The 22,744-nt window shown below is 62.8% G+C and carries 20 protein-coding genes and 4 tRNA genes; 10 read left to right on the forward strand and 14 right to left on the reverse strand.

The genetic code is table 11. The annotated features are described in order from the left end of the window. Window positions 1-6: 6 nt before the first annotated feature. The 5 genes from uvrC (at window position 7) to QMG46_RS14105 (ending at window position 3,014) form a co-directional block, all read left to right on the forward strand. A complete protein-coding gene (gene uvrC / locus QMG46_RS14085; protein WP_281848456.1) occupies window positions 7-1,833 on the forward strand; it encodes an excinuclease ABC subunit UvrC in 1,827 nt (608 codons plus the stop codon). 70 nt (window positions 1,834-1,903) lie between these two features. Next, a complete protein-coding gene (gene pgsA / locus QMG46_RS14090; protein ID WP_281848457.1) occupies window positions 1,904-2,506 on the forward strand; it encodes a CDP-diacylglycerol--glycerol-3-phosphate 3-phosphatidyltransferase in 603 nt (200 codons plus the stop codon). 60 nt (window positions 2,507-2,566) lie between these two features. Continuing rightward, a tRNA-Gly gene (locus tag QMG46_RS14095) sits at window positions 2,567-2,642 on the forward strand. 143 nt (window positions 2,643-2,785) lie between these two features. After that, window positions 2,786-2,861: transfer RNA gene (locus QMG46_RS14100), tRNA-Gly, on the forward strand. 79 nt (window positions 2,862-2,940) lie between these two features. Further along, window positions 2,941-3,014, forward strand: a tRNA-Cys gene (locus QMG46_RS14105). A 56-nt stretch (window positions 3,015-3,070) separates the two neighbouring features. Here the strand turns inward: QMG46_RS14105 and QMG46_RS14110 are convergent. After that, window positions 3,071-3,910, reverse strand: a complete 840-nt coding sequence (locus QMG46_RS14110) for an isocitrate lyase/PEP mutase family protein (protein WP_281848458.1) — start codon at window positions 3,908-3,910, stop codon at window positions 3,071-3,073. A gap of 330 nt (window positions 3,911-4,240) precedes the next feature. Beyond that, window positions 4,241-4,327, reverse strand: a tRNA-Leu gene (locus QMG46_RS14115). Between the two features lie 221 nt (window positions 4,328-4,548). On the opposite strand from QMG46_RS14115, the gene QMG46_RS14120 reads away from it, so the two are divergent. Further along, window positions 4,549-5,202, forward strand: a complete 654-nt coding sequence (locus tag QMG46_RS14120) for a response regulator (RefSeq protein ID WP_281848460.1) — start codon at window positions 4,549-4,551, stop codon at window positions 5,200-5,202. 67 nt (window positions 5,203-5,269) lie between these two features. Here QMG46_RS14120 and QMG46_RS14125 read toward each other — a convergent pair whose 3' ends face one another. Continuing rightward, window positions 5,270-8,464, reverse strand: coding sequence for a ribonuclease E/G (locus tag QMG46_RS14125; protein WP_281848461.1), 3,195 nt, complete (start codon window positions 8,462-8,464; stop codon window positions 5,270-5,272). 430 nt (window positions 8,465-8,894) lie between these two features. Between QMG46_RS14125 and QMG46_RS14130 the strand changes: the two genes are divergently transcribed. Next, the gene (locus QMG46_RS14130; RefSeq protein WP_281852900.1) at window positions 8,895-9,782 is read left to right on the forward strand and encodes an RluA family pseudouridine synthase; all 888 of its coding nucleotides are present in this window, start codon (window positions 8,895-8,897) and stop codon (window positions 9,780-9,782) included. A gap of 19 nt (window positions 9,783-9,801) precedes the next feature. On the opposite strand, the gene QMG46_RS14135 is transcribed toward QMG46_RS14130, so the two are convergent. Both QMG46_RS14135 and QMG46_RS14140 read right to left on the reverse strand, forming a co-directional pair. Further along, the gene (locus QMG46_RS14135) at window positions 9,802-11,313 is read right to left on the reverse strand and encodes a CPBP family intramembrane glutamic endopeptidase (protein WP_281848463.1); all 1,512 of its coding nucleotides are present in this window, start codon (window positions 11,311-11,313) and stop codon (window positions 9,802-9,804) included. Next, window positions 11,310-11,645: a 4a-hydroxytetrahydrobiopterin dehydratase gene (locus QMG46_RS14140; protein WP_281848464.1), complete on the reverse strand. Its 336-nt coding sequence runs from the start codon at window positions 11,643-11,645 to the stop codon at window positions 11,310-11,312. The genes QMG46_RS14135 and QMG46_RS14140 overlap by 4 nt, the downstream gene beginning before the upstream one ends. 156 nt (window positions 11,646-11,801) lie before the next feature. Here QMG46_RS14140 and QMG46_RS14145 point away from each other — a divergent pair, with 156 nt between their 5' ends. Beyond that, the gene (locus tag QMG46_RS14145) at window positions 11,802-12,410 is read left to right on the forward strand and encodes an NfuA family Fe-S biogenesis protein (RefSeq protein ID WP_281848465.1); all 609 of its coding nucleotides are present in this window, start codon (window positions 11,802-11,804) and stop codon (window positions 12,408-12,410) included. 9 nt (window positions 12,411-12,419) lie between these two features. Here QMG46_RS14145 and QMG46_RS14150 read toward each other — a convergent pair whose 3' ends face one another. The 3 genes from QMG46_RS14150 to QMG46_RS14160 all read right to left on the reverse strand — a co-directional run bounded on the left by QMG46_RS14150 (window position 12,420) and on the right by QMG46_RS14160 (window position 13,403). Then, the gene (locus QMG46_RS14150; protein ID WP_281848466.1) at window positions 12,420-12,581 is read right to left on the reverse strand and encodes a hypothetical protein; all 162 of its coding nucleotides are present in this window, start codon (window positions 12,579-12,581) and stop codon (window positions 12,420-12,422) included. Between the two features lie 120 nt (window positions 12,582-12,701). Beyond that, window positions 12,702-13,058: a c-type cytochrome gene (locus QMG46_RS14155; protein WP_281848467.1), complete on the reverse strand. Its 357-nt coding sequence runs from the start codon at window positions 13,056-13,058 to the stop codon at window positions 12,702-12,704. Between the two features lie 21 nt (window positions 13,059-13,079). After that, complete coding sequence (locus QMG46_RS14160; protein ID WP_281848468.1) at window positions 13,080-13,403, reverse strand: c-type cytochrome; 324 nt, start codon at window positions 13,401-13,403, stop codon at window positions 13,080-13,082. A 148-nt stretch (window positions 13,404-13,551) separates the two neighbouring features. On the opposite strand from QMG46_RS14160, the gene QMG46_RS14165 reads away from it, so the two are divergent. After that, entirely contained in the window at window positions 13,552-14,640 is a 1,089-nt protein-coding gene (locus QMG46_RS14165; protein ID WP_281852901.1) for a glycoside hydrolase family 18 protein, read from the forward strand. Between the two features lie 66 nt (window positions 14,641-14,706). Here the strand turns inward: QMG46_RS14165 and QMG46_RS14170 are convergent, their stop codons facing one another. The 4 genes from QMG46_RS14170 to QMG46_RS14185 form a co-directional block, all read right to left on the reverse strand. Then, window positions 14,707-15,939, reverse strand: a complete 1,233-nt coding sequence (locus QMG46_RS14170; protein WP_281848469.1) for a TraB/GumN family protein — start codon at window positions 15,937-15,939, stop codon at window positions 14,707-14,709. A gap of 79 nt (window positions 15,940-16,018) precedes the next feature. Then, a complete protein-coding gene (locus tag QMG46_RS14175; RefSeq protein ID WP_281848470.1) occupies window positions 16,019-16,909 on the reverse strand; it encodes a carbon-nitrogen hydrolase in 891 nt (296 codons plus the stop codon). Window positions 16,910-16,964: 55 nt separating this feature from the next. After that, entirely contained in the window at window positions 16,965-17,999 is a 1,035-nt protein-coding gene (locus QMG46_RS14180) for an agmatine deiminase family protein (RefSeq protein WP_281848471.1), read from the reverse strand. A 68-nt stretch (window positions 18,000-18,067) separates the two neighbouring features. After that, window positions 18,068-18,403: a hypothetical protein gene (locus QMG46_RS14185; RefSeq protein ID WP_281848472.1), complete on the reverse strand. Its 336-nt coding sequence runs from the start codon at window positions 18,401-18,403 to the stop codon at window positions 18,068-18,070. A 153-nt stretch (window positions 18,404-18,556) separates the two neighbouring features. Here QMG46_RS14185 and QMG46_RS14190 point away from each other — a divergent pair, with 153 nt between their 5' ends. Beyond that, a complete protein-coding gene (locus QMG46_RS14190; protein ID WP_281848473.1) occupies window positions 18,557-20,455 on the forward strand; it encodes an ABC-F family ATP-binding cassette domain-containing protein in 1,899 nt (632 codons plus the stop codon). A 48-nt stretch (window positions 20,456-20,503) separates the two neighbouring features. Here QMG46_RS14190 and QMG46_RS14195 read toward each other — a convergent pair whose 3' ends face one another. Further along, window positions 20,504-21,520, reverse strand: coding sequence for a lipase secretion chaperone (locus tag QMG46_RS14195; protein ID WP_281848474.1), 1,017 nt, complete (start codon window positions 21,518-21,520; stop codon window positions 20,504-20,506). A 2-nt stretch (window positions 21,521-21,522) separates the two neighbouring features. Then, complete coding sequence (locus QMG46_RS14200) at window positions 21,523-22,617, reverse strand: esterase/lipase family protein (RefSeq protein ID WP_281848475.1); 1,095 nt, start codon at window positions 22,615-22,617, stop codon at window positions 21,523-21,525. Window positions 22,618-22,744 lie beyond the last annotated feature (127 nt).

A 22,744-nucleotide genomic window follows, 5' to 3' on the forward strand; every position in this document is an offset into this window, starting at 1 on the left:
ACGGGGATGCAGCCCATTTCGCAGCCGACCTTCGACGGCAAGGCGTTCGTCAAAACCCTGACCAGTTCCCCCGGCGTCTATCGTTATTTCGATGACGCGGACGAGCTGCTGTACGTCGGCAAGGCCGGCAATCTGAAAAAGCGCGTCGGCAGCTACTTCCTGAAACCCAGGATGGAGCCGCGTATCGCGTCGATGATTTCGCAGATCGCACGCTGCGAGATCACCGTCACGCGTACGGAGGGCGAGGCGCTGCTGCTCGAGTCGCAGCTGATCAAGTCGCTCAAGCCGCGCTACAACATCATGTTGCGCGACGACAAAAGCTACCCGTACATTTATCTGTCCGGTGGCGAGGATTATCCGCGCCTGGCCTTTCATCGTGGTGCGCGCAATCTGCCGGGCCGCTTTTTCGGCCCCTATCCCAGCACGTTCGCGGTGCGCGAAAGCCTCAACCTGATGCAGAAGCTGTTCAAGGTGCGGCAGTGCGAAGACAGTTATTTTCGCAATCGTTCGCGCCCGTGCCTGCAACATCAGATCGGCCGCTGCAGTGCGCCCTGCGTCAATCTGATTTCCGTCGACGACTATCGCAGCGATGTGCGTCACGCCGAGATGTTTCTGGAAGGCCGCAGCAGCGCGGTGATCGACGAACTGGCCAGCGGGATGGAGCAGGCCAGCAAATCGCTGGAATTCGAGCGCGCCGCGTCGATGCGCGACCAGGTATCCGCCTTGCGCAAGCTGCAGGCACAGCATCATGTACAGGGCGCGAGCGCCGACATGGACGTGATTGCCTGCCGTATCGAATCGGGCCTGGCCTGTGTCAGCGTGTTGTTCTTCCGCAATGGCGTCAGCCTTGGCACCCGCGACTTCTATCCGCGCCTGCCGCTCGATGCCGAGCCGGGCGATCTGTTGGGCCAGTTTCTTGCGCAGTACTACCTCGACCGACCCGTGCCGCGCGAGCTGATACTTGGCGATGTCCCTGCCGACTGCGAGATTCTTGCGGATCTGCTGACCCAGCAATCCGGGCATGCCGTCGAGATCAAGACCAGCGTGCGTGGCGAACGCGCGCGGTTTCTGCAGATGGCCGAGCGCAATGCGCAGGCTTCGTTGACAGCGCGGCTTGCCAGTCGCCAGACCCTGGGCGCGCGCTTCGACGATCTGCAGCGCCTGCTGGAGCTCGACGAAGCGCCTCGCCGTATCGAGTGCTTCGACATCAGCCACACCATGGGCGAGGCCACGGTGGCTTCTTGCGTGGTCTTCGGTCCGGAAGGCCCCGAGAAATCGCATTACCGCCGCTTCAATATCGCCGGCATCACGCCCGGTGACGACTACGCGGCCATGCACCAGGCCTTGACCCGGCGTTTCCGCAAGGTTGCCGAAGGCGAGGGTGCGCGGCCTGACATCCTGTTGATCGACGGCGGCAGCGGTCAGGTGGCACAGGCGCTCGATGTGCTGAAGGAACTGGGCGTGCAGGGCATCCGCATTGTGGGCGTGGCCAAGGGGCCGGGACGACGTGCAGGTGAGGAGACGCTGATACTGGCCGAGTCGGGCCGCAACCTGCATCCGGGCCCGGCATCGCCGGCACTGCATCTCGTTGCCGCAGTGCGCGACGAGGCGCATCGTTTTGCGATCAGCGGTCATCGCAAGCGCCGCGAGAAGGCGCGTGAGCGCAGCGTGCTGGAGGACGTGCCGGGCATCGGCGCTCGCCGCCGTTCGGCCTTGCTCAAGGCCTTTGGTGGGCTGGCCGGCGTCGAGGCTGCGGGTGTGGAGGAGCTGATGCAGGTGAAGGGTATCGATCGCGGCCTGGCCGAACGTATCTACGCCACCTTGCATGCTTGAATCTGAACCACATAACGGAGTGAGCACTCCTATCCATGCGACACTACTAGCTTAAAAGCGGATTGAATCGATGCGTATCAACTTGCCAACCTGGCTGACCCTGTTTCGCATCGCTCTGTTGCCGGTCATGGTGGTGGTGTTCTATTGGCCCTTCCGCGGTCACAACATCACGGCAGCCATCGTTTTCGTGCTGGCGGCGATCACCGACTGGTTCGATGGCTACCTTGCGCGTCGTTTGAACATGACCTCGGCGTTCGGTGCTTTTCTGGATCCGGTCGCCGACAAACTGATGGTGGCGGTGACGCTGTTCCTGCTGGTCGAGTCGCACCGTGGCGGTTGGCCCGGTATCGTGATGGCGGTCACGGCGGCCGTCATCGTCGGCCGCGAAATCAGCATCTCGGCGCTGCGCGAATGGATGGCTGAAATCGGTATGAGTGCCACCGTGAAAGTGGCCTTTGTCGGCAAGCTCAAGACGGTGATGCAGATGATCGCGCTGGTCGTGCTGATCGTGCAGCACGATGCGGAAACGTTGCGCCTCTATCACGTGGGCGAAGTGTTGCTGGTGATTGCCGGCATCCTCACGATCTGGTCGGGCCTGCACTATCTGCGTGCGGCGTGGCCGATGTTGCGTGGCGAAAAAGGGCCTTTTGCGCCCAATAAAAGCGATGTCTGAATTTTTCTGTGACAGAGGCTTGACGGTGCGCTTTTAGCCATTACAATGCGCGACTCCGATGCGGGAATAGCTCAGTTGGTAGAGCACGACCTTGCCAAGGTCGGGGTCGCGAGTTCGAGTCTCGTTTCCCGCTCCAGGTTCAGACAGGCCCCGGCTTAGCCCGGGGCTTCGTCATTTCTGGGGGGCGGCATCGGTGGGAAAGTCGGCCGTTTCTGGCACAAAAGTTAAACGTAAAGTCTTCACAAAGGCGTCAGTTCTGTTATTATTTCTGACTCCGATGCGGGAATAGCTCAGTTGGTAGAGCACGACCTTGCCAAGGTCGGGGTCGCGAGTTCGAGTCTCGTTTCCCGCTCCAGTTTTTGCAAAGCCTCGGTTGCGCCGGGGTTTTGTTTTATCGGTGAGTCCCGGGTGTTTCCGTCCGGGGTTCGCGCAATGGCCAGGTGGCAGAGTGGTCATGCAGCGGCCTGCAAAGCCGTGTACGCCGGTTCGATTCCGACCCTGGCCTCCATTGCGTAGAAGTATCCAAGCGCCCTTGTGGCGCTTTTTCTTTGCCTGCCGTCTGCGTCACGGCGCCTTATGCGCGGTCGCGTCGGAGATCATCGTCTTGATGTCCTTGAAGCTCATGCCCTCGGACGCCGAAGCTAGGTCGCCGTCAACCAACTGTTGGGCAGCCTTGCGCAGATCGCCCATGGCACGCGAGTAAAGCGCCACGCCCATGCTTACGCGTTTGATCCCGGCCTTCTGCAGCTCGGCCAAAGGTAGCGTCCCGCTCATCGTGCCCACGACGAGGTTCACCGGCTTGGGTGCTACGGCTTTGACGATGGCTCTTACAGCATCCATGTCGGTCGGGTAGGGCGCATAAAGAACATCGGCACCCACGTCGGCAAACGCAACCAGGCGCCGGATGGTGTCGTCCAGATCGGGCCGGCCCTGGAGGTAGTTGTCACAGCGTCCGGTGAGAAGGATTCGCCCTTTGGCTGCCTTGGCGGCATGGCGCATGCGTTCTACCGCATCGTCAAACTCGCGGATGGGGCGGGCCGGATCGCCTGAGGTGTCTTCGATGCCGATGCCGGCCAGTCCCCAGGCGATTGCCGATTCGACGGTTGCCGCAACATCGCTCGGCGTCTCCCCGTAGCCGTCTTCGAAATCGCCGTTGATCGGCAAGTCGGTGAGATCGCCGAGAAGCTTGGCATGCGCCAGGTGTTCCTCGAGCGTCACCGCATGCCTGCCATCGAGGCGTCCCAGTGCCGAGGCGATGGCCGCCGAAGACGTTCCCAAGGCCTTGAAGCCCGCCTGCTTCAGGATGAGCGCCGAGGTTCCGTCCCACGGATTGGGCATGACGAAGCCGATGTCCTGTTGATGCAAGGCACAAAAGCGCTCATACAGTTCGGGTTGCGTAGCCATGGCGACATCTCGGGGCGATGAGGAAGGCAAGGACCTTACACTCATCGGCGCGAACGAGAAACACGCAAGGGGTCGCGATGGAAGCCCAAATTCTTCGCAGGTGCGACTTCAGTCGCGACCCACGCTTACGTCACGGCCGGTCGCGACTGAAAGGGTCTTCTAAAAACCCTTCCTATCCGTCGTCCCGGCGAAAGCCGGGATCCAGTGCCTTATGCTTCAACGTGCGAAAGACACTGGGCCCCGGCTTTCGCCGGGGCGACGATGAAAACTGAGGCTATTCGAGGTTCTCTGAAGTCGTTCCTACAGAGACGCAGGAGGCTTTCGAGTGTCTGGTGCCCGGAGCGGGAATCGAACCCGCATACCCGCGAGGGTGAGGGATTTTAAGTCCCTTGCGTCTACCAATTTCGCCATCCGGGCAGCGATGGAGCCGTGCCAACTGCAGATCGTAACATGCGGTACCCAGCAAGCTCATCCATGCGGGTCATCTACAATGACTGTGAGGGTTAAAGATTTTTTCAGTCAGGCTTTTCTGAATTTGCACTTTTCAGTGCTGTCGTCGCTTTCCTGTTACGGATGACGCTTGCAATGAATTATCGTGCATCCTAAGTTCAGGCTTCCTACCCAGGGAGGGAATAAACGTGATCAAAACTATAATCATCGACGATCACGAACTGGTCCGTACCGGTTTCAAGATGATTTTGGACAAAGAGCACGACATCACTGTCGTCGCCGAGGCAGGCACGGCCGAGGAAGGGCTGCGCCTGATTCGTTCGCTAGAGCCTGATATTGCCTTGGTCGACGTGCACATGCCCGGCATGAGCGGCATTGAGCTGACCGAGCGTGTTGCGCGCGCCAAACTGGCCACCAACATCATCGTGGTGACTGTCGTCGACGACGCGCGTTTTCCCAAGCGCCTGCTCGATGCCGGTGCGCTCGGTTATCTGACCAAAGGCTGCAGCGCGGAAGAATTGCTGGGCGCAGTGCGGCATGTGGCTTACGGGCGTCGTTATCTCGCCCCTGCCGTTGCGCAGCAGTTAGCGCTGGCTACGCTCGACGGGGAGGGCTCTCCGTTCGACAGCCTGTCCAGTCGAGAGTTGGAGGTTGCCATGATGCTGGTGCGCGGCAAACCGCTGACGACGATCGGCGAACAACTCAATCTCAGTCCGAAAACCGTATCCACTTACAAACAGCGCCTGATGGAAAAGCTACAGATCGATCATGTGGTCGGCCTGGCGCATCTGATGACGGTGCACGGTCTGCTCGATACGCATAACAATCAGGTAGGCGGCTGAGCGGTTTCAGCAGCGAAATAAAAAAGCCGGACGTAAGTCCGGCTTTTTTTTGTGCTGTCGGTGGTGATTACTGACCGTGCGAAGCGTTCTTGTCGCTGGCGCTTTCGTCTTCCTGCGCTGTCGAGTCAGGCGATACGCTTTCCGGTTGGACGGGCTCGGTCACCGGATGAAGCGGCGCACCTGCAAGTAGATCGCCTTGTGCGGGCGGGGCGGCCGATACCTTCGGTTCCTCCACCTGCGGCTGCGGCTCACTCGACGCGGACTCTTCCAGCTTCGGCTCAAGCACGGCCTCGACCGTGACTTCCACCGGCGCCGCGGCGATCGGCAGCGGTGCCGGTTCGATGTGCGCGGCGGTTGTCTGTTGTTCGAACGACGACTGGGCACGGAAATCGATCGTGCTGTCGTTGGCAGCCGGCGTGGCAGGTTCTTCGCTGGCCGGTGTCGATTCGATAACGGTCGTCGGTACTTCAGCCGCGGAGGTATGGCCATCTGCCCATGCACGCGGTGCCGACTGTTCTTCGGCGACGTTCGAGACAGCGGCGACTGGTGCAGCGACGACGTGCGTTTCTACCGTATGCGTATGTTCTGCTTCCGACGACGCCTCCGGGATGGGCGGCAGCGTCGGCAGATTGAACGCCGTTGCCGCTGGAGCCGACACGCTCACTTCAGGGCGTGTCGCCCAATGCGGCGAGGCAGCCGGTTCAGCAGCAGGTTCGGTTTTTTCTACCGGTGCTGCAGCCTCATGAGCGTGGATCGCGGTCACTTCTGTTTCGATGACGGAGGCAGCGGCGAAAGCAGCGGTCGTAGCGGCGATCGTCTTCGCGGCCACCGGCTCGGCGGCAGGTGCGGGTTTGGGCGCAGCCGCCTTGGGCTCATGGTTCTCGCTCAGGCCGGTCTCTTCGCCGCGATCTTCATCGTCCAGCTCCGACTCGTCGACTGCCGACTCGTTGATCTGGCCCTGCACCTGCGTGCCGTCTTCATGACGACGACGACGACGACCACCGCGGCGGCCGCGACGACGACGCGACGGCGACACTTCGCCTTCGGCGCCCGGCTCGTTGCTGCCCGGTGCGGGCGTCTCGGTGACCGGTGTGCTCAGCTGAGCTTCTTTTGCTGCCTCGGCGGGGGCAGCTTGCAGTGCTGCCGGCGTGGCGCTCGCAGGCGACTGCGGCGGACGCGGCTGGCGCTCGCCCTTCGGCTGCTGCTGACCTTGCTGCTTACGCCCTTCGTTCTGCGGCTGCTGGGCTGCGTCCTGGACCGGCTTGGGCTGACGTTCCTGGCGCGGCGTGCCGTCCTGCGGCTTGCCCGGCTGCTGCTGACGCGGCGCCTGGGCGTCGGGGTTACGCGGCTGGCGCGGCTGATTGGGCTGCTGTGCCTTGCCGGCACCCTTGCCTTGCTGCTCGCGGCGCTGCTGTTGCGATTGGCGACCCGTGCTCCCCTGTGCGGAGCGGCCACGTTCGTCACGGCGATTGCCGCGCGATTCGTTGGCGCGCGACTCGCTGCGCGGGGTGGGCGCTGGGGCGGGGGCCGGTGCGGGAGCCGGGCTGCTGAACAGGCCGCGGAACCAGCCCATCAAGCCGCCGTTCTGAGCGGGGGCGGCAGCCGGCGCGGCTTTGGGGGCGGCGACGACCGGGGAGGAGGCGACCTCTTCGCGCAACGGTGCGGGCGATGCCGGCACGATGCCGCTGACAGCCGGCTGTTCGCCGCTGCCCAGGGCCTGGCCCATCTTGGGAATGGCGGTTTCTTCGACGGCGGTCAGGCGCTCGTAGCTGGGCTTGCTGTGCTCGCCCATGTCCGCTTCGCGGATGCGCTGGATTTCGATATGCGGGGTTTCGAGCTTGTCGTCGGCGACGATGACGACGTGCACCTTGTTGCGCAGCTCGATCTCGACCACGCTGGCGCGCTTCTCGTTGAGCATGAAGTTGGCGACCGCGGGCGGCGCCTGCACCAGCACCTGGCCGGTGTTGTCCTTCATCGCGTGCTCTTCGATCAGGCGCAGCGTCGACAGCGCCAGCGATTCCACGCCGCGGATATGGCCGTGGCCTTCGCAGCGCGGGCAGACGATCTGGGTGGCTTCGCCCAGGGATGGGCGCAGGCGCTGGCGGGACATCTCCAGCAGGCCGAAACGCGAGATGCGGCCGATCTGTACGCGGGCGCGGTCCAGCTTCAGGGCGTCCTTCAGGCGCTCTTCGACTTCACGCTGGTGCTTGGGGCTGTCCATGTCGATGAAATCGATCACGATCAGGCCGCCGGCGTCGCGGATGCGTAGCTGGCGGGCGATTTCCACCGCCGCTTCGCAATTGGTGTTGAAGGCGGTTTCTTCGATGTCGCTGCCCTTGGTCGCCTTCGACGAGTTGATGTCGATGGCGGTCAGCGCTTCGGTCTGGTCGATGACGATCGAGCCGCCCGACGGCAGGCGCACCTGGCGCTCGAACGCGCTCTCGATCTGCGTCTCGATCTGGTAGCGCGAGAACAGCGGCGTGTCGTCCTTGTACAGCTTGAGCTTGCGCATGGCATTGGGCATGACCTGCTGCACGAACTCGCGGGCGTCGTTATAGAGCGACTCCTCGTCGATCAGGATCTCGCCGATATCGTTGCGCAGGTAGTCGCGCAGGGCGCGGATGAACAGCTTCGATTCCTGATAGATCAGGAATGGGCCCTTCTGGGCGCTGGCGGCGTTGGAGATTGCCTTCCACAGCTGGAGCAGGTAGTCCAGATCCCACTGCAGCTCTTCGGCGTCGCGGCCCATGCCGGCGGTACGGACGATCAGGCCGACGTCATCGGGCACGGTGAGGTGGTCGAGCGCTTCCTTCAGGGCCTGGCGGTCTTCACCTTCGATCCGGCGCGAGACGCCGCCGGCCTTCGGGTTGTTCGGCATCAGCACCATGTACCGGCCGGCCAGGCTGATAAAGGTGGTCAGTGCGGCGCCCTTGTTGCCGCGTTCTTCCTTTTCGACCTGAACAACGATCTCCTGACCTTCACGGATGAGGTCGCGGATATTGGCTTTGTTGGGGTCCAGACCGGCGGTGAAGTACTCGCGGGAGACTTCTTTCAGCGGCAGGAAGCCATGGCGCTCGGCGCCGTAATCGACAAAGCAGGCTTCGAGGGAGGCTTCGACGCGAGTGATGCGGCCTTTGTAAATATTGGCTTTTTTCTGCTCGCGGGACGGGATTTCAATATCGAGATCGTAAAGGGTTTGGCCATCGACGATGGCCACACGCAACTCCTCACGCTGAGTTGCGTTGATCAACATACGCTTCATTGTAATTTTTCCTCGGCTTGCCGCGCGTCGCGTGCCGCGGTGGCGCCATGGTGGCGGCCTGCCGGGGATCGCGCCGCTGCGGTTAAGCGGCTTGTGACGGAACCCTTTCTGGTTCCGGGGGTGATTCTTTGGCAACGCTCGGAAGTCCCAGTACCCCTTGATACCGGACAAACGACAGCCCGAACCGTTACGATGAAAGGGAGCAGCGACCGGCTGCCGGGTAGGCGACCAGCGCTATCCTCGCCGGCGTTACGGGCGGGCTAACCGCCCCATCCATACTTCTCGTCGGACAGGGCGCAGCGCTGGCCGAGTATCCTATCTCGTCAGGTTTTTTTCAATGCAGACGGTAACTTCCCATGACGCACCTCAAGGTGTGCGTCAAGTCCAGGTCGGCCCCGAGCGGGACGGCCAGCGTATCGACAATGCGCTGATGACCCTGCTCAAGGGCGTGCCCAAGAGCATGATTTACCGCCTCCTGCGCACCGGGCAGGTGCGTGTGAACGGCAAGCGCGCCAAGCCCGATACGCGTCTCGTGGCCGGTGATATGTTGCGTATTCCGCCGGTGCGGGTGGCCGAGCGACCGGTAGAGCAGGGGCCCTCCGAGAGCATGGTGGCCCAGGTTGCCGATGCGGTGATCTTCGAGGATAAGCACTTCCTGGCCATCGACAAGCCGGCCGGGATCGCCAGCCATGGCGGCAGCGGCGTGAGTCATGGCGCGATCGAACTCTTGCGCGCGGCCCGCCCGACCGAACATCTGGAGCTGGTCCATCGCCTGGACCGCGATACCAGTGGCGTGCTGGTTTTTGCCAAGACCCGGGCCGGCCTGGTCGGGCTGCAGGCGGAGATCCGCGCCAACACCGTGACCAAGCAGTACCTGTGCCTGATGACCGGGCATCCGCAAAAAGCCAAGTTCGACGTCAATGCGCCGCTGTTGAAATCGGTGCTGCAGGGCGGAGAACGGATGGTAAGAGTTGCCGATAACGGCAAGCCATCGCTCACTTTTTTCCGCGAGATGGAGCAGTACCCAGGCGCTCGCCTGATGCAGGCGACATTGGGCAGCGGGCGCACGCATCAGATCCGCGTACATGCCCAGCACGTCGGCCATCCGCTGGCCGGCGACCCCAAGTATGGCGACCGCGAGGCGAACAAGCGCTTCAAGGAGTGGGGGCTGAACCGACTGTTCCTGCATGCCGGACATATGAGTTTTGAGGTGGACGGGCGTTCGTACTCATTCTCGGCGCCGCTGCCAGACGACTTGAAGAAGTTTCTGGATGTCCTTGCTACGAAAGGAGCTGTGGGTAGGAAGCGGGGCGACTGAACCTGGGGCAGTCGCTCCCTTAGAGAAAAAACCGCCCGCTGATCTCCAGGGACCGCAACAAAGGCCCGGCCAGCCCGGCCTCGACGATCAGGGCACAGGCGGCGTGGGCCAGCGCGATCGGGGCAAGGCTGCGCGTACGCATGAAGCACCAGGCCCAATACAGCTCGGCCAGGAAACAGAACTGCATCAGCAGCCCATTGGGCGTATGCAGCAGGCCGAATGTCGCCGCGGTGACCAGTACGCAGAATGCGGCCGGCCAGCCCCAGGTTTCCCAGCGACGCATGACCACAACCAGGATCAGCCATTGCTGCAGGCTGGCCCAGGCAAGATAGAGAAGCACATGGCGCCACGGCAGCGGATGCAGGTGGCGATCGCCGAAGGCCACGACCAGTGCATAGGCGACAACGACCAGGGCCAGCGGCCACAACCAGGGCTGGGTTCCCTGGCCGAACCAGCGCCACTGCGCGGTGCCGAGGTGGCGCCATTCTCGCCACGCGGCAAATCCGATGGCGCCCAGAAAACCTACGATGGCCGGGACTGAAGGGTGCAACTGCCACTGCAGGCCGATGATCAACCAAAGCGGCCCCAGCAGAATCAGCACCAGGGCAGCCCATTCCGGGGCGCGGTACTGCGCGGCTACCAACAGCAGGGCCAAGTAAAGCGCGCAAACCGCCCAGCCGAGCCATGGCGGCAGATCCATCTTCGCCTTGGCAACCAGAAGACCGCGATGGGGAACGACGACGGCGCCGGGTTGCCGGCTCAGGATATGGTCGCGCAGTTGGAGCAGGGTTTCCGCGCTGGCGTCCGATGGGAGGCGAATCATGGGCGCGGGACCGATCGAGTCCCAGGCATCCCATTGAGCGCCGGCGCGCGTCGCATCACCGCTCAATACAAGACTGGCCCCGCGCGGCGCGGCGATGCGCGCGCCTGCGCCGAGCTGCACGTCTTTGAGCAACCACGACGCTCCGGCCGGAATGATCGGTCGCAGGCGCAGGGTGGTTGCAGCCTGCGGCAGCGGGCAGTCGGGGCGGGCAGGGTCGGTGGACTGCGCATGCAGTTGGCGCAGGTCGATCAGGATGTCGTTGGATGTATTGGAAAGCTCGGCTGCGTCCGTCACCAGGCAGCCGGCATGACCGGGCGATTCCCAGATGATGCCCAGCCGCCCCGGCGAGCTGCTCTTGGCCAGGATGCGCAACATCGGCCAGTGCAGCAGATCGACGGGCTGGGCCAGCGGCAGCCCCAGGTCGAACGGTGTGCCGCTGCTGCTGACGCTGTCGACGCCATCGATGCCGGTCAGCAGGTACGCATTGCCGAAGGCACGGCCGGCGACCAGGTCATCCGGTGTACGCGGCGACCATCGCCACAGTGGAGCGTCTGTTTGCAGCGAGTGCAGGCGTTGTTGTGCATCGCGCGCGAGTTCACTGCGGGTGATCCAGCTCGAAAGCGCGGCCATCGACCACAGCACAACAGCTACCGCCAGTACGAAACTGGCGGTCCAGGCGATCCGTCGCAGGAGCTGGGTCGCTTTCAATGGGCGAGCAGGGCCTCGACGCGTGCGGCACAGATAAAGTCGTTCAGGGACAGTCCGCCCACATCGTGGGTGGACCACAGCAGGTGGCAATGGCCATAGCCTGCTTCGATATCCGGGTGATGGTCCTCATGATTGGCCATGAAACCGACCGCGTTGATGAAGCCCAGGGTGCGATGGAAATCGGCGAACTTGAAATCCTTGACGATGGCTTTGCCGTCCGCCGTGACGCTCCAGCCGGGTAGCTGCTGCAGAAGTTCGCCGATCTGGGCGGTATCGAGTGCATTTTCGGCACCTTTGCGCGGCTGGCAGTGCTGGCTGGCGAGATCGGTCATGCGGTAACTCCAAGGCGAGATGGCAAGTGTAAAGAAGCAAGCGTCGAAGTTGCCTGCACAAAAGTAAAGACGCGCACGGAAGGCAAAACAGTACTAAAATGGTGCTGTTTCCGCTGGCGCCTTTTCGGCTGCCGGGCGAAGTTATCCGGAGTAGACATGATCGACATTTCCGAGCGCGCGCAGCAGCACTTTCTGCGCCTGCTTTCCAATCAAGGTATTGAAGGCCTGGGGATTCGCGTGAGCGTGACCCAGCCCGGCACGCCGGCGGCCAATTGCGAGCTGGAGTTCTGTGAGCGCAACGAGCTCTCGGGCAACGAATGGACGGTCGAGTGCACGGGTTTCGACTTCCATATCGACGGTGCCAGCGCGCCGTGGCTCGATGGCGCTACCATCGACTACGAACCCAACACCACCGGCGGTCAGCTCAATATCCGCGCACCGCGTATCAAGGGCGAGCTGCCCGGCCTGGAAGCGGGCCTGGTCGAGCGCGTGCAGTATGTGCTCGAAGCCGAAGTGAATCCGAAGATCGCTGCGCACGGCGGCCGCGTCAGCCTGCTCGAAATCGATGCCAACGGCGTGGTGGTGCTGCAGTTCGGCGGCGGTTGCCATGGTTGCGGCATGGTCGACGTCACGCTCAAGCACGGCGTCGAAAAGACCTTGCGCGAGCGCGTGCCCGAGATCACCGAGGTGCGCGATGCCACCGATCATGCCGGTGGCAGCAACCCCTACTACAGCAAACCCGAAGGCCGTTCGGCGCTTGGTTGAGCGCACGGGTTATTTCTTTTTTCCGCGCAACAGGGCGACAAACCAGCCGGTAAGAACGAGTCCAAGCGCGAGGCCGATGCCGGCGCCCCACAGTGCGCCGGTATTGCCCCAGAACGCATTGCCGATGATGACACCCAGCAAGAAAAGAACGGGTAGCGGAAGGCAGCCCATGGGGTTTCCTTGTATGTCCGGCCAGCTACGTTATCGCAGTGAAAGTCCACGCGTTGTCACGTGCAAAACAAAAAGCCCGCCGAAAGATGGCGGGCTTTTTGTTTGCAGGGCGTCGCGACGTTAGTTCTTGTCGCCCTGGATATGGCCTTCGAGCGTATCGAGCTTGGTCGGCAAGCTGGAGAAGTACGCGGCGACGTCTTCGATGTCCTGGTCGGACAGCGTGGCGACGAAGCCCTTCATGATGGCGTTGCTGCGCTGGCCGGTCTTGTACTCGTGCAGCGCCTGCTGCAGGTACATGTTGTATTGACCGGCAAGGCGCGGGTACTGCGGGTCGACGGCGTTACCGTCGGTGCCGTGGCACGCGAAGCAGGCGGCAGCCTTCTGCTTGCCGGCGTCGACATTGCCCGAGGCCAGCAGTTGAGTGGATGCGAACGCCAGGACGGCGCCGAATGAAAGCAGGGTAAGCGTACGTTTCATGCGGAATGGGTCCTTGACGGCTTACTTGGCGAGGCTGGAAAGATAGGCGGCGATATCGTCGATGTCCTTATCGGACAGACTCTGCGCCTGGGCCGTCATGGTCGGGTGGCTGCGCTCGCCCGATTTGTACTCGTGCAGCGCATTGACGATGAACTGCTGATTCTGGCCGGCAATCTTCGGTACCGGGTACTGCGGATAGGCGTTTTCATATCCCACCACGCCATGACAGCCGTTGCAGGTATAGACGAGCTTACGTCCCGTGGCCTTGTCGCCTTCGGCATGCACACTCGCGGTGGCAAGGAAGGCAGCGGCCATGGTCAGGCCAAGCAATTGCAGTCGAGTCATCAAGATCATTCCCACGATTCCGGCTGGTACATGGAGATTAGTCTCGGAAGTATAGTGGTTGCTTTCCAATCGGAACAATATCGGCGTCGTGCTGTCCGCGATGTCGCCGTCGAGGGGAGTGGCAATGGGAGGCAGTCTGTTGAATCGTATGGTCTTGCTGTTGGTGCTGGTGCTGCTTGCACCGGCCGCGCTGGGCGCTCGCGCCTACCGCATCGTCGGCTATGTGTCCGATGCCCGGCCGTTGCCGGCGATCAGCCCGGACAAACTGGACGTGATCAACTTCGCGTTCGCCAAGGTCAGCCCGCAGGGCGAGGCCGTGCTTGAAAGCCCCACCGCGCCGGCGTCGCTGGCGGACCTGGTGGCCTTGCGCAAGCGCCATGCACAGTTGCAGATCGTGTTGTCGGTCGGTGGCTGGGGCGCGGATCATTTCTCCGAAGCCGCGCTCGACGACGCCTCGCGCCAGCGTTTTACCGCCAGCGCCGTCCATATGATCGAACAGTACGACCTCGATGGTGTCGACCTCGATTGGGAATATCCGACCCTGGCGGGGCCGGGCATCAGCCATCGCCCCGAGGACCGGCGCAATTTCAGCCTGTTACTGGAGAGCCTGCGCAAGGGGCTCGACCAACTCGGCGCCGCCCATGGCGGCAAGCACTACCTGCTGACTATCGCAGCGGCCGATGGCGAGTTCGTCGCTGGCATCGAATTGAACCGGGCCGCACGTTCGCTGGACTGGTTCAACCTGATGACCTACGACTTCCATACCAGCCTGACGCCGACCACCGGCCATCATGCGGGGCTTTATCTGTCGAAGTGGGCACCGGCCGAAGACCGTTCGGGCGACAAGGCCGTCAAACAGTTCCTCGCCGCCGGCGTGCCGCCGAAGAAGCTCAATCTGGGTGTCGCGTTCTATGGCCGCGAGTTCGGCGGCGTGAATCCGGAGCACCAGGGCGTGCAGCAGAAGTACGCGAAGTTCATCGGCGCGCCGTCATGGCAGGAGCTGGTGGCCAATGACATCGGCAAGCAGGGCTTCGTGCGCTACTGGGATGCGCAGGCGCAGGCGCCGTATCTATGGAATGCGAAGACGCAGACCTTTATCAGTTATGAGGATCCGCAGTCGCTGGCATTGAAGGCCGCGTACGTCAAGGCGCACGGGCTGGGCGGAATGATGTACTGGGAGCACGCCCTGGATCAGAACGAGCAGTTGCTTGACGTGCTGGTCAAGGGGCTGCAATAACCGCGCGCATGGTGATATTGCTACGGGACGATCACGGCTAAAGTCGCGACCGTCTCGTGCATACCCTCAAAACAAGCTCTTGAAGATATGAATCCCGGCGCTGTACTCGCCGACGATCGTGCCCAGGCACACCAGGAAGAAGTTGAGCAGCGTGCGCGCCACGCGGTTCTTCCACCAGCCGCTCCAATGCGTGATGTCGTCGCGGAGGGCTTCGAAGTCCGCGACACGCGGCTTGCGAATCCATGCCTCGACCATCGCGCTGATACCGCCGGAGGGAATGCCCGGGCGAAACGGTTTGATCGGCGCGGCAATAAACGCAGCCACCACACTGAGCGGATGGCCACCGGCGATGATCGCGCCGACGGCAGCAAAGCCGCCGGTCAACAGCACCCAGTCGCGCAAGGCCTGCGCACCCAGCGCAGTGTTGCGATGGAACGCAAAGGCGATCGCGGCGAATACGGCAATCACCAGCGCCAGTGCAATCCACTTGGGCCAGCGTGACTTGGGCGGTGCCTTGGCCAGTTCGGCGGCAGTGAGGATCGGGTCGTCCTGTTGTACGCGCAGTTGCTCGCCCATGCCTTTGAGATGGCCGGCGCCGATGACCACCAACACCTTCTTGCCCGCGCCGAAATGCCCACGTTCGGCTTGTTCGCGCAAGCGTGCCGCCATGTAGGTGTCGCGTTCGGCGATCAGGCTGCGATAAAGCGGTGCCGATTCGGTGGCGAACTCGCTGAAGGCGCTTTCCAGCATGTCGCCTTCCTTGAGTTTCTCGATTTCCTTTTCGTCGATGGCTTCGCGTTCGAACACACTGGCGAGCAGGCCGCCCATCAGGCCAAAGCGCTGCCAGAAGCCGACGCTATGCCAGGCGCGGCGTAGCGTAGTGCCCACTTCGCGGTCGATCAGCCACAACGGAACACCTTGCGCGGCGGCGCCATCCATCGCCGCTTTCATTTCCGCACCGGGCTCGATGCCGTGCTGATCGGCGAGGCGCTTCTGGAATGTCGACAGCACCAGGCTGGCGGCCACCATGCCGACCTTGCCCTGGCGAATCACCTGCAATAGATCCATCTGCTTGAACGCTTCGGGATCGCGCATACCCTGTGCGCGGCTGTCGCACAGCTCGATCGCGACAGCGTCGAACTGTTCCTGCGCCAGCAGAGCCTTGACCGCCTCGACACTGGTCAGCGACACATGCGCCGTGCCCAGCACCACGTATTCCACGCCATCGCGTTCGATCCGTTCGAGCGGTTGGCCCTCAAGGGCGGACGGCAGTTCGGTAGTGGTTTCGGTCAGGCTCATGCGCTCATTCTTGCCGTTGTCAGTTCTCATCCATGGGGACATGTCACGGACCGCACAAGGCAGGCCCGTGGCACGGCGTTCAGTCGCGGAAACGCTTCAGCAGGTCCTGATAAGCGTCGATACGGCGATCGCGCAGGAACGGCCAGATGCGCCGCACGTTCTCGCTGCGCGCCATATCGATCTCCGCGATCAACAATTCGCGCTTGTCGGTGCCCGCCTGGGCTAAGAATTCGCCCTGGGGGCCGGCAACGAAACTGGTGCCCCAGAACTGAATGCCTGCGCCAACACCGGCAGCATCGGCTTCATAGCCGGTGCGATTGCACGAGAGCAGGGGCAGGCCGTTGGCGACCGCGTGGCCGCGTTGCACGGTAACCCATGCATCGCGCTGGCGATCCTTCTCGGCCTGCTCGTCGTTCGGATCCCAGCCGATGGCAGTCGGATAGAGCAACAGTTCGGCACCGGCCAGCGCCATCAGGCGCGCGGCTTCCGGGTACCACTGATCCCAGCACACCAGCAAGCCGAGACGGCCGACCGAGGTATCGATCGGTTCGAAACCGAGGTCGCCCGGGGTGAAATAGAACTTCTCGTAGAACGCCGGATCGTCGGGAATGTGCATCTTGCGATACTTGCCGGCGATTTCCGCAGAGCGATCGAACACCACGGCGGTGTTGTGATAAAGCCCCGCGGCGCGCTTCTCGAACAGCGACGCGACCACCACCAGCTTGAGTTCGGCTGCCAGCTTGCCCAGGCGCTCGGTGCTCGGGCCGGGAATGCGTTCGGCGCGATCGAATTCCTCGACCGACTCGTGCTGGCAAAAGTACGGGCCGTTGTGCAGTTCCTGCAGCAGCACCAGCTCCACGCCGGCGGCCGCCGCTTCGCGCAGGCCTGCTTCGATCGCATCGAGATTGGCGTCACGCGTGCCGTGATCGGTTTCCTGCAGCAGCGCTACTTTGAGGGTCTTGCGGGTCATGGTCGGTCGATCCGTCGTTCTATGCTTGAGTCATCAAGATGGCGGGGCAGGCCTGTTACGCCAAGCCGGCGGGCAACTGCATGGTGATGCAATGCAGGCTGCCGTTCTGCCAGATCAGCGGGCGGCACGGTACCTGGACCACTTCGCGGCCGGGATGTGCCTTGGCGATCACCTTGGCCGCTTCGTCGTCGGCTGCATCGCCGTAGGCAGGAATCAGCACGGCGCCGTTGACGATCAGGTAGTTCGCATACGAGGCAGCCAGCCGGCGACCCTCGTCGACGATCGGCTTGGCCCAGGGCAACGGATACAGTTCGTACGGCTTGCCTTGCGGGTTACACAGCACGGCCAGTTCGCCGGCCATGCGCTGCAATTCGTCGTGGTGCGGATCGGCGCGGTCGTCGCAGGCCTGGAACACGATGCGATCGCCCGGCGCGAAGCGCGCCAGCGTGTCGATATGGGCGTCGGTGTCGTCGCCTTCAAGGTAGCCATAGTCCAGCCACAGGATGCGATCGGCATGCAGGCTCTGGCTCAGCATGGCGGTCATCTGTTCGCGCGACTGTTCCGGATGGCGCTGTTTGAGGCAGCGCCAGGTGGTCAGCACGGTGCCTTCGCCATCGCTTTCGATGCCGCCGCCTTCCAGCGCCCAGTCGATGCGTTTATGGCCGGCCTTGCCGAACACACCCGCGTCGACCAGTCCGCCGATCAGCGCATCGTCCTGCTCGGCGCCGAATTTGCCGCCCCAGCCGGTAAAGCGAAAATCGGTGAGCTGAAAATGACCCTGGGCATCGCGCAAGGTGATCGGCCCCGAATCGCGCAGCCAGGTGTCGTCATAGGGCAGTTCGACAAACCGGACCTGATCCTTGGCCACGCCCACGGTATCCAGCTGTTGCTGGACATGCGCGCGCAAGTCGCCATCGGCCACCACGACGATCAGTCGCTGGAAGCGGGTGATCGCAGCGGCCAGCGCCACATAGGTGGTTTCCACGTCGGCCAGGCGATCGGCCCAATCGGTGCCGGCATGCGGCCAGGCGATCAAGACGGCAGCCTGCGGTTCCCATTCCGCCGGCAGGCGCAGGGTCGAGTCGGTCATGGGGCTCTCGTAACGTGAAGAACGGGCCCCTTAGTGTAAGGGATGCGGCGCCCAAAGGGCGCCGGCAGTCAGTTCGCCGAACCAGGGTTCGTATTGTTGCCCGCGGGCGTATTGAGCACCGAATGGATCACATGGCTGTGCTCGAAATACACGATGAAATTGGCGTAGTCCCAGCGGTTGATGACCGGGTGCTTGGCGCTGTCGCCGCCGCGCGGAGACAGCTTGCGCTGCGGTGCGCCCCACTGTTTCTCGACCTGGGCCATGCTCAGGCCGCGGGAGGGCAGGTTCATGCCCTTTTCCTGCTGCACACGGTTGACGAGCAGGCTGTCGGCCTGCGCCACGGACGGCGCAAGTGCGATGGCCAGCAAAACGGCCAGACCCAGGCTGGTGCGATACTTGATCATGAGCTCCCCCGCAAAGCGATGCGGCGTTTTTGTAGCAGAACTGCCGAGGCTTAGCTATCGCCATCTTTGACGATTGCGATGGGGTGAGCATTCCCAGGCGTTATCATGGGCGGCTGCGGGTTGCCGCTTGCCCTGATTTGGACACCGTTATTCATGATCGCCTTTCGTCATTTCGCCTTGCGCCGTGGCAGCCGCCTGCTGCTTTCCGACATCGACCTGGTCATCCAGAGCGGCTGGCGGCTGGGTGTGGTCGGCCGTAACGGCTGCGGCAAGTCGAGCCTGTTTGCCGTCCTGCAGGGCAAGCTGGAGGCCGATGCAGGCGAGCTGGACCTGCCGGCCAAGCTGCGTCTCGCCTCGGTGGCTCAGGAAACCCCGGCGCTGCCGGACCCGGCGATCGACTATGTCATGGGGGGCGATGAAGAGCTGGCTGCGGCATTGCGCGACGAGTTCGATGCCCAGGCGCGCGGCGACACCGAGGCGATGGCCATGGCGCATCATCGCATCGAGGAACTGCACGGCTACGACGCCCGTGCCCGCGCCGGTCGCCTGTTGCACGGTCTGGGCTTTGCGCCGGAGACCCATGAGCGTGCCGTGCAGGAGTTTTCCGGCGGTTGGCGTGTTCGCCTGAACCTGGCGCGCGCCCTGATGGCGCCCTCGGAACTGCTGCTGCTCGACGAGCCGACCAACCATCTGGATCTCGATGCAGTGCTATGGCTGGAAGAATGGCTGCGCCGCTACCAGGGCACTTTGCTGGTGATCTCGCACGATCGCGAATTCCTCGACGGCGTGATCTCGCACACCCTGCATTTGAATGAAGGCCGTGGGCGGCTCTACACCGGCAACTACAGCGCCTTCGAGCGCCTGCGCGCCGAGCAGTTGCGTCAACAGCAGATCGCGCACGAGCGCGAGCAGACCGAGCGCGCGCATCTGCAATCGTTTATCGATCGCTTCAAGGCCAAGGCGAGCAAGGCCAAGCAGGCGCAGTCGCGCATGAAGCGGCTGGAAAAAATGGCGGGTACCGAGGCGGTGCGCGCGGAGCGCGCCTTCCGTTTCCAGTTTGCCGTTCCCGATCGTTTACCCGATTCGATGCTGCAGTTGGAAGCCGTCGAGGCGGGTTATCCGGGCGAGGGTACCGAGCCGCCAGCCTATATCCTGCACGACGTACGTTTTCGCCTGGAGGCCGGCGAACGGATCGGCCTGCTCGGTCCCAATGGCGCGGGTAAGTCCACCCTGGTCAAGACGCTGGTGGGCGAGCTGACGCCACTGGACGGCGAGCGCAAGGCGCATAAGGACCTGAAGATCGGCTACTTCGCCCAGCACACGGTGGAAAGCCTGCGCGAAGGCGCCAGCCCGCTCGAGCATCTGCAGGACAAGGCGCCAGGTGTCGGTGCTCAGGTGCTGCGCGATTTCCTGGGCGGCTGGAATTTCGCCGGCGACCGTGCTTTTGAATCGGTGGATGGCTTTTCCGGCGGCGAGCGTGCGCGTCTTGCGTTGGCGCTGATTGCCTGGGACAAGCCCAACCTGCTGCTGCTTGACGAGCCGACCAACCATCTCGACCTGGACATGCGCGAAGCCCTGGCCGATGCGCTGGCCGATTTCGATGGCGCGCTGGTGCTGGTGTCGCATGACCGCCATCTGCTCGGCATGGTCTGCGACAGCTTCTGGCGCGTGGCCGACGGCAAGGTCGAAAGCTTCGATGGCGATCTGGACGACTACGCACGCTGGCTGCGTTCGCGTGGCAATGCATCGAAGAAGAAAGAAAGTGCTGCCGCGGCCGCGCCGACAGAGTCGGCCGCGGATCGTCGCCGCGCCTCGGCGGCGCAGCGTGAAAACGAAAAAGTGTCGCGCCAGCGCATCAAGAAACTGGAAACGCGCATCGCCACGCTCGATACCGAACTGACAACGCTGGATCAGCGTCTGGCCGATCCGGATGTCTACAACGGTTCCACGGCCGAATTGATGAAGCTCAGCCAGAAGCAGGCCGAGTTGCGGCGCGAGAAGGAAACCCTGGAAGGCGAGTGGATGGCGTTGTACGAAACGCTGGAATCCTAAAGCCGCCTCCTAACTCGTCATTCCGGCCTCCGCCGGGATGACAGCTCTTTATCGTCCAGCTGCGCGATCGAACGCCGCCGCACGGGTCAACTCGGATGTGCTGCTAAAAAATCGCTGCCGTAGCTGCGCGACCAGTGCATCGTGTTGGGCCGAAGGTAGCGTCTGCTGATCGATCTGCGCACGCTGCTCGGCATATTGCGCATAGCGCGCCTGCCAGTCCTGCCGAGTCTGTTCCATCTGCACCGCCCGGTTGGCCGCTTCCGGTCCCATCGTTTGCGCTACCTGGTCACGAATCTCATCGACGGATGCACCCTGGGCCTGCAACGCCATGACACGGGTAATCGCGGCATCCTGTTGCTGGCTGCGTTTGCGCAAGGCGCGCTCATCAGGTGGCAACTGCGCATCGAGTTGAGCGAGCCGTGCGGCCTTTTCTGGCGCAGTCAGCGATGTATCCGCGTTGATACGCAAGCGTTCGAGATCGTTGCGCTGGCGCTTCAGCTGGTCGCCGAAGAACACATCGCTCCAGCCATCTTGCCCAAGATAGCGATCGGCCAGTTGCATGCGCTGGTCGAGACTCTGCGCGATCGCTTCGATATCCGGCCCTTTGCCTGCTTGCCCCGGAGGTCCTGGCAGTTGCGCGACGGCGGCGAGATAGGCCCGATAGCGCTGCCATAAATCGACCGCCTCGGCCGCCGCAGGCTTGCGGCCCAGTTGGGTCGCGATGCTGTCCTTGACCATCAGATCGAGCGTCGACGGCGCGGTTTCATGCTGCGCCGTCAGGTAGTAGTCGAAGAACTCGCGCACCTGGCGTGTATGCGCGAGATGGCCGCCTGCATCGACAGGCAGCGTCGGAATATCCGTGCCCGCCAGCGAGGACGGGGTCGCGGTGGAAGAGGTTGCTGCGAGGCCGGATGGCGTTGCCAAAGAAGGCGCCGATGCCGCGGGCTGCGACATTGGTGCCGAGGGCTGGTGCTCGGACGTCGAATGTCCGGTAGCGAGCAGCGCAGCCGCTGCCGCACCTGCCATACCCAGGACAACCATCCAGCCGGCACCGGTAAAACGCATCGTTACAAGCCCTGGTTCTTCAAGCGATTGACGTGATTACGTATGACAGCGACAGGGTCCTCGGCGTTCCCGCCCAGTACGCCGAACTCCTGGTTCACCTCGTCCAAGTGGTTCCAGTGATAGCTGGTGCTGAGTACCTGACCGTAAAGCGCGCGACAGGCTTCGACCACGCCGTCGTTCGGCCCCGCGCCCAGATTGGTCAGCATGAAGCCGCCGACGCCGGCGAGCGCCACCGTGGTGGGATCTTTCACATTGGCCGAGTCCAGGGCGCCGCTCACGCTGGTGTCCTTGCCGGCCACGGTGACGCCAAACACCTTGACCGGCTGGATCGCCGTGCCCGCCCATGAATACAACAGATGCGTATTGCCATCGACGGTCTCGCTCGGCGAGCCGCTCCGGCAGCTGCCCTGGGAGCCGAGCCCAGCGCTTGGGTAGTGCTGATTGAACTGCGCGGTGCCGTCGGAACTCACCGCGACCAGCGCCGCTTCGGCGTTCTGATTGGTGCTGCCGCTCTGCAGGAATCCGAACGCATCGACCAGCGCGGCGACCGCCGCTTCGCCGACGCCGCTCGGGTCGATGCCGAACACGCCTTCGACAAAGTCGCCGACCTGCGAGCCGCGATGCGGCGTGCCGATGGTTGTCACCGAAGCAACCAGATCGGGCACGACGGCCGCGGCGTAGCGCGAGGTCAGGCCACCCTGGCTGTGTCCGATCAGATTGACCTTGGGCGCGCCGGTCTGCACCAGGATCTGTTGAATATAGGCAACCAACTGCTCGCCGCGTCCGTTCGGGCCTTCGTCGGACTGGAAACTGGAAATATCCGGAACGAACACGACCGCTCCATGCGATTCCAGGTCGCTTTGCACGCCATACCAATAAGGATTGCCGCCCAATCCCGTCGGCGAGCCGGCCAGACCGGTGACCAATACGATCGGATATTGTGTGGCGTCGTAATGGTCGATAACGCCGGGAGCATTTTGTGCAAATGCCAGTGAGTCACCGATCATCGGTAACGCCTGCAATGCCAGGCCCATCAACACTCTCAGCATCAGCGGGCTTCGGCGCTGACCGCCTTTGGAATCGATCGCATGCGACATTATTCCTGCCTCCATTGCAAAAGGTCAGCGCATTAAGCCTGTGCGATTTTCAACCGACAATACGAATATTTCGCTTATGTCGCTATTTATTTTGTGGCTCACAAAATCAATGTGAAGATATTTTCAT

The sequence above is a fragment of the Dyella sp. GSA-30 genome (assembly GCF_027924605.1).
Taxonomy (GTDB): Bacteria; Pseudomonadota; Gammaproteobacteria; order Xanthomonadales; family Rhodanobacteraceae; genus GSA-30.

Bases quoted from the DNA above. Each gene is read 5' to 3' on its own strand.
- uvrC (WP_281848456.1), top strand. From the start codon at position 7: ATGCAGCCCATTTCGCAGCCGACCTTCGACGGCAAGGCGTTCGTCAAA.
- pgsA (WP_281848457.1), top strand. From the start codon at position 1,904: ATGCGTATCAACTTGCCAACCTGGCTGACCCTGTTTCGCATCGCTCTG.
- QMG46_RS14110 (WP_281848458.1), bottom strand. From the start codon at position 3,910: ATGGCTACGCAACCCGAACTGTATGAGCGCTTTTGTGCCTTGCATCAA.
- QMG46_RS14125 (WP_281848461.1), bottom strand. From the start codon at position 8,464: ATGAAGCGTATGTTGATCAACGCAACTCAGCGTGAGGAGTTGCGTGTG.
- QMG46_RS14130 (WP_281852900.1), top strand. From the start codon at position 8,895: ATGACCCTGCTCAAGGGCGTGCCCAAGAGCATGATTTACCGCCTCCTG.
- QMG46_RS14140 (WP_281848464.1), bottom strand. From the start codon at position 11,645: ATGACCGATCTCGCCAGCCAGCACTGCCAGCCGCGCAAAGGTGCCGAA.
- QMG46_RS14145 (WP_281848465.1), top strand. From the start codon at position 11,802: ATGATCGACATTTCCGAGCGCGCGCAGCAGCACTTTCTGCGCCTGCTT.
- QMG46_RS14150 (WP_281848466.1), bottom strand. From the start codon at position 12,581: ATGGGCTGCCTTCCGCTACCCGTTCTTTTCTTGCTGGGTGTCATCATC.
- QMG46_RS14155 (WP_281848467.1), bottom strand. From the start codon at position 13,058: ATGAAACGTACGCTTACCCTGCTTTCATTCGGCGCCGTCCTGGCGTTC.
- QMG46_RS14160 (WP_281848468.1), bottom strand. From the start codon at position 13,403: ATGACTCGACTGCAATTGCTTGGCCTGACCATGGCCGCTGCCTTCCTT.
- QMG46_RS14165 (WP_281852901.1), top strand. From the start codon at position 13,552: ATGGTCTTGCTGTTGGTGCTGGTGCTGCTTGCACCGGCCGCGCTGGGC.
- QMG46_RS14170 (WP_281848469.1), bottom strand. From the start codon at position 15,939: ATGAGCCTGACCGAAACCACTACCGAACTGCCGTCCGCCCTTGAGGGC.
- QMG46_RS14175 (WP_281848470.1), bottom strand. From the start codon at position 16,909: ATGACCCGCAAGACCCTCAAAGTAGCGCTGCTGCAGGAAACCGATCAC.
- QMG46_RS14180 (WP_281848471.1), bottom strand. From the start codon at position 17,999: ATGACCGACTCGACCCTGCGCCTGCCGGCGGAATGGGAACCGCAGGCT.
- QMG46_RS14185 (WP_281848472.1), bottom strand. From the start codon at position 18,403: ATGATCAAGTATCGCACCAGCCTGGGTCTGGCCGTTTTGCTGGCCATC.
- QMG46_RS14190 (WP_281848473.1), top strand. From the start codon at position 18,557: ATGATCGCCTTTCGTCATTTCGCCTTGCGCCGTGGCAGCCGCCTGCTG.
- QMG46_RS14195 (WP_281848474.1), bottom strand. From the start codon at position 21,520: ATGCGTTTTACCGGTGCCGGCTGGATGGTTGTCCTGGGTATGGCAGGT.
- QMG46_RS14200 (WP_281848475.1), bottom strand. From the start codon at position 22,617: ATGTCGCATGCGATCGATTCCAAAGGCGGTCAGCGCCGAAGCCCGCTG.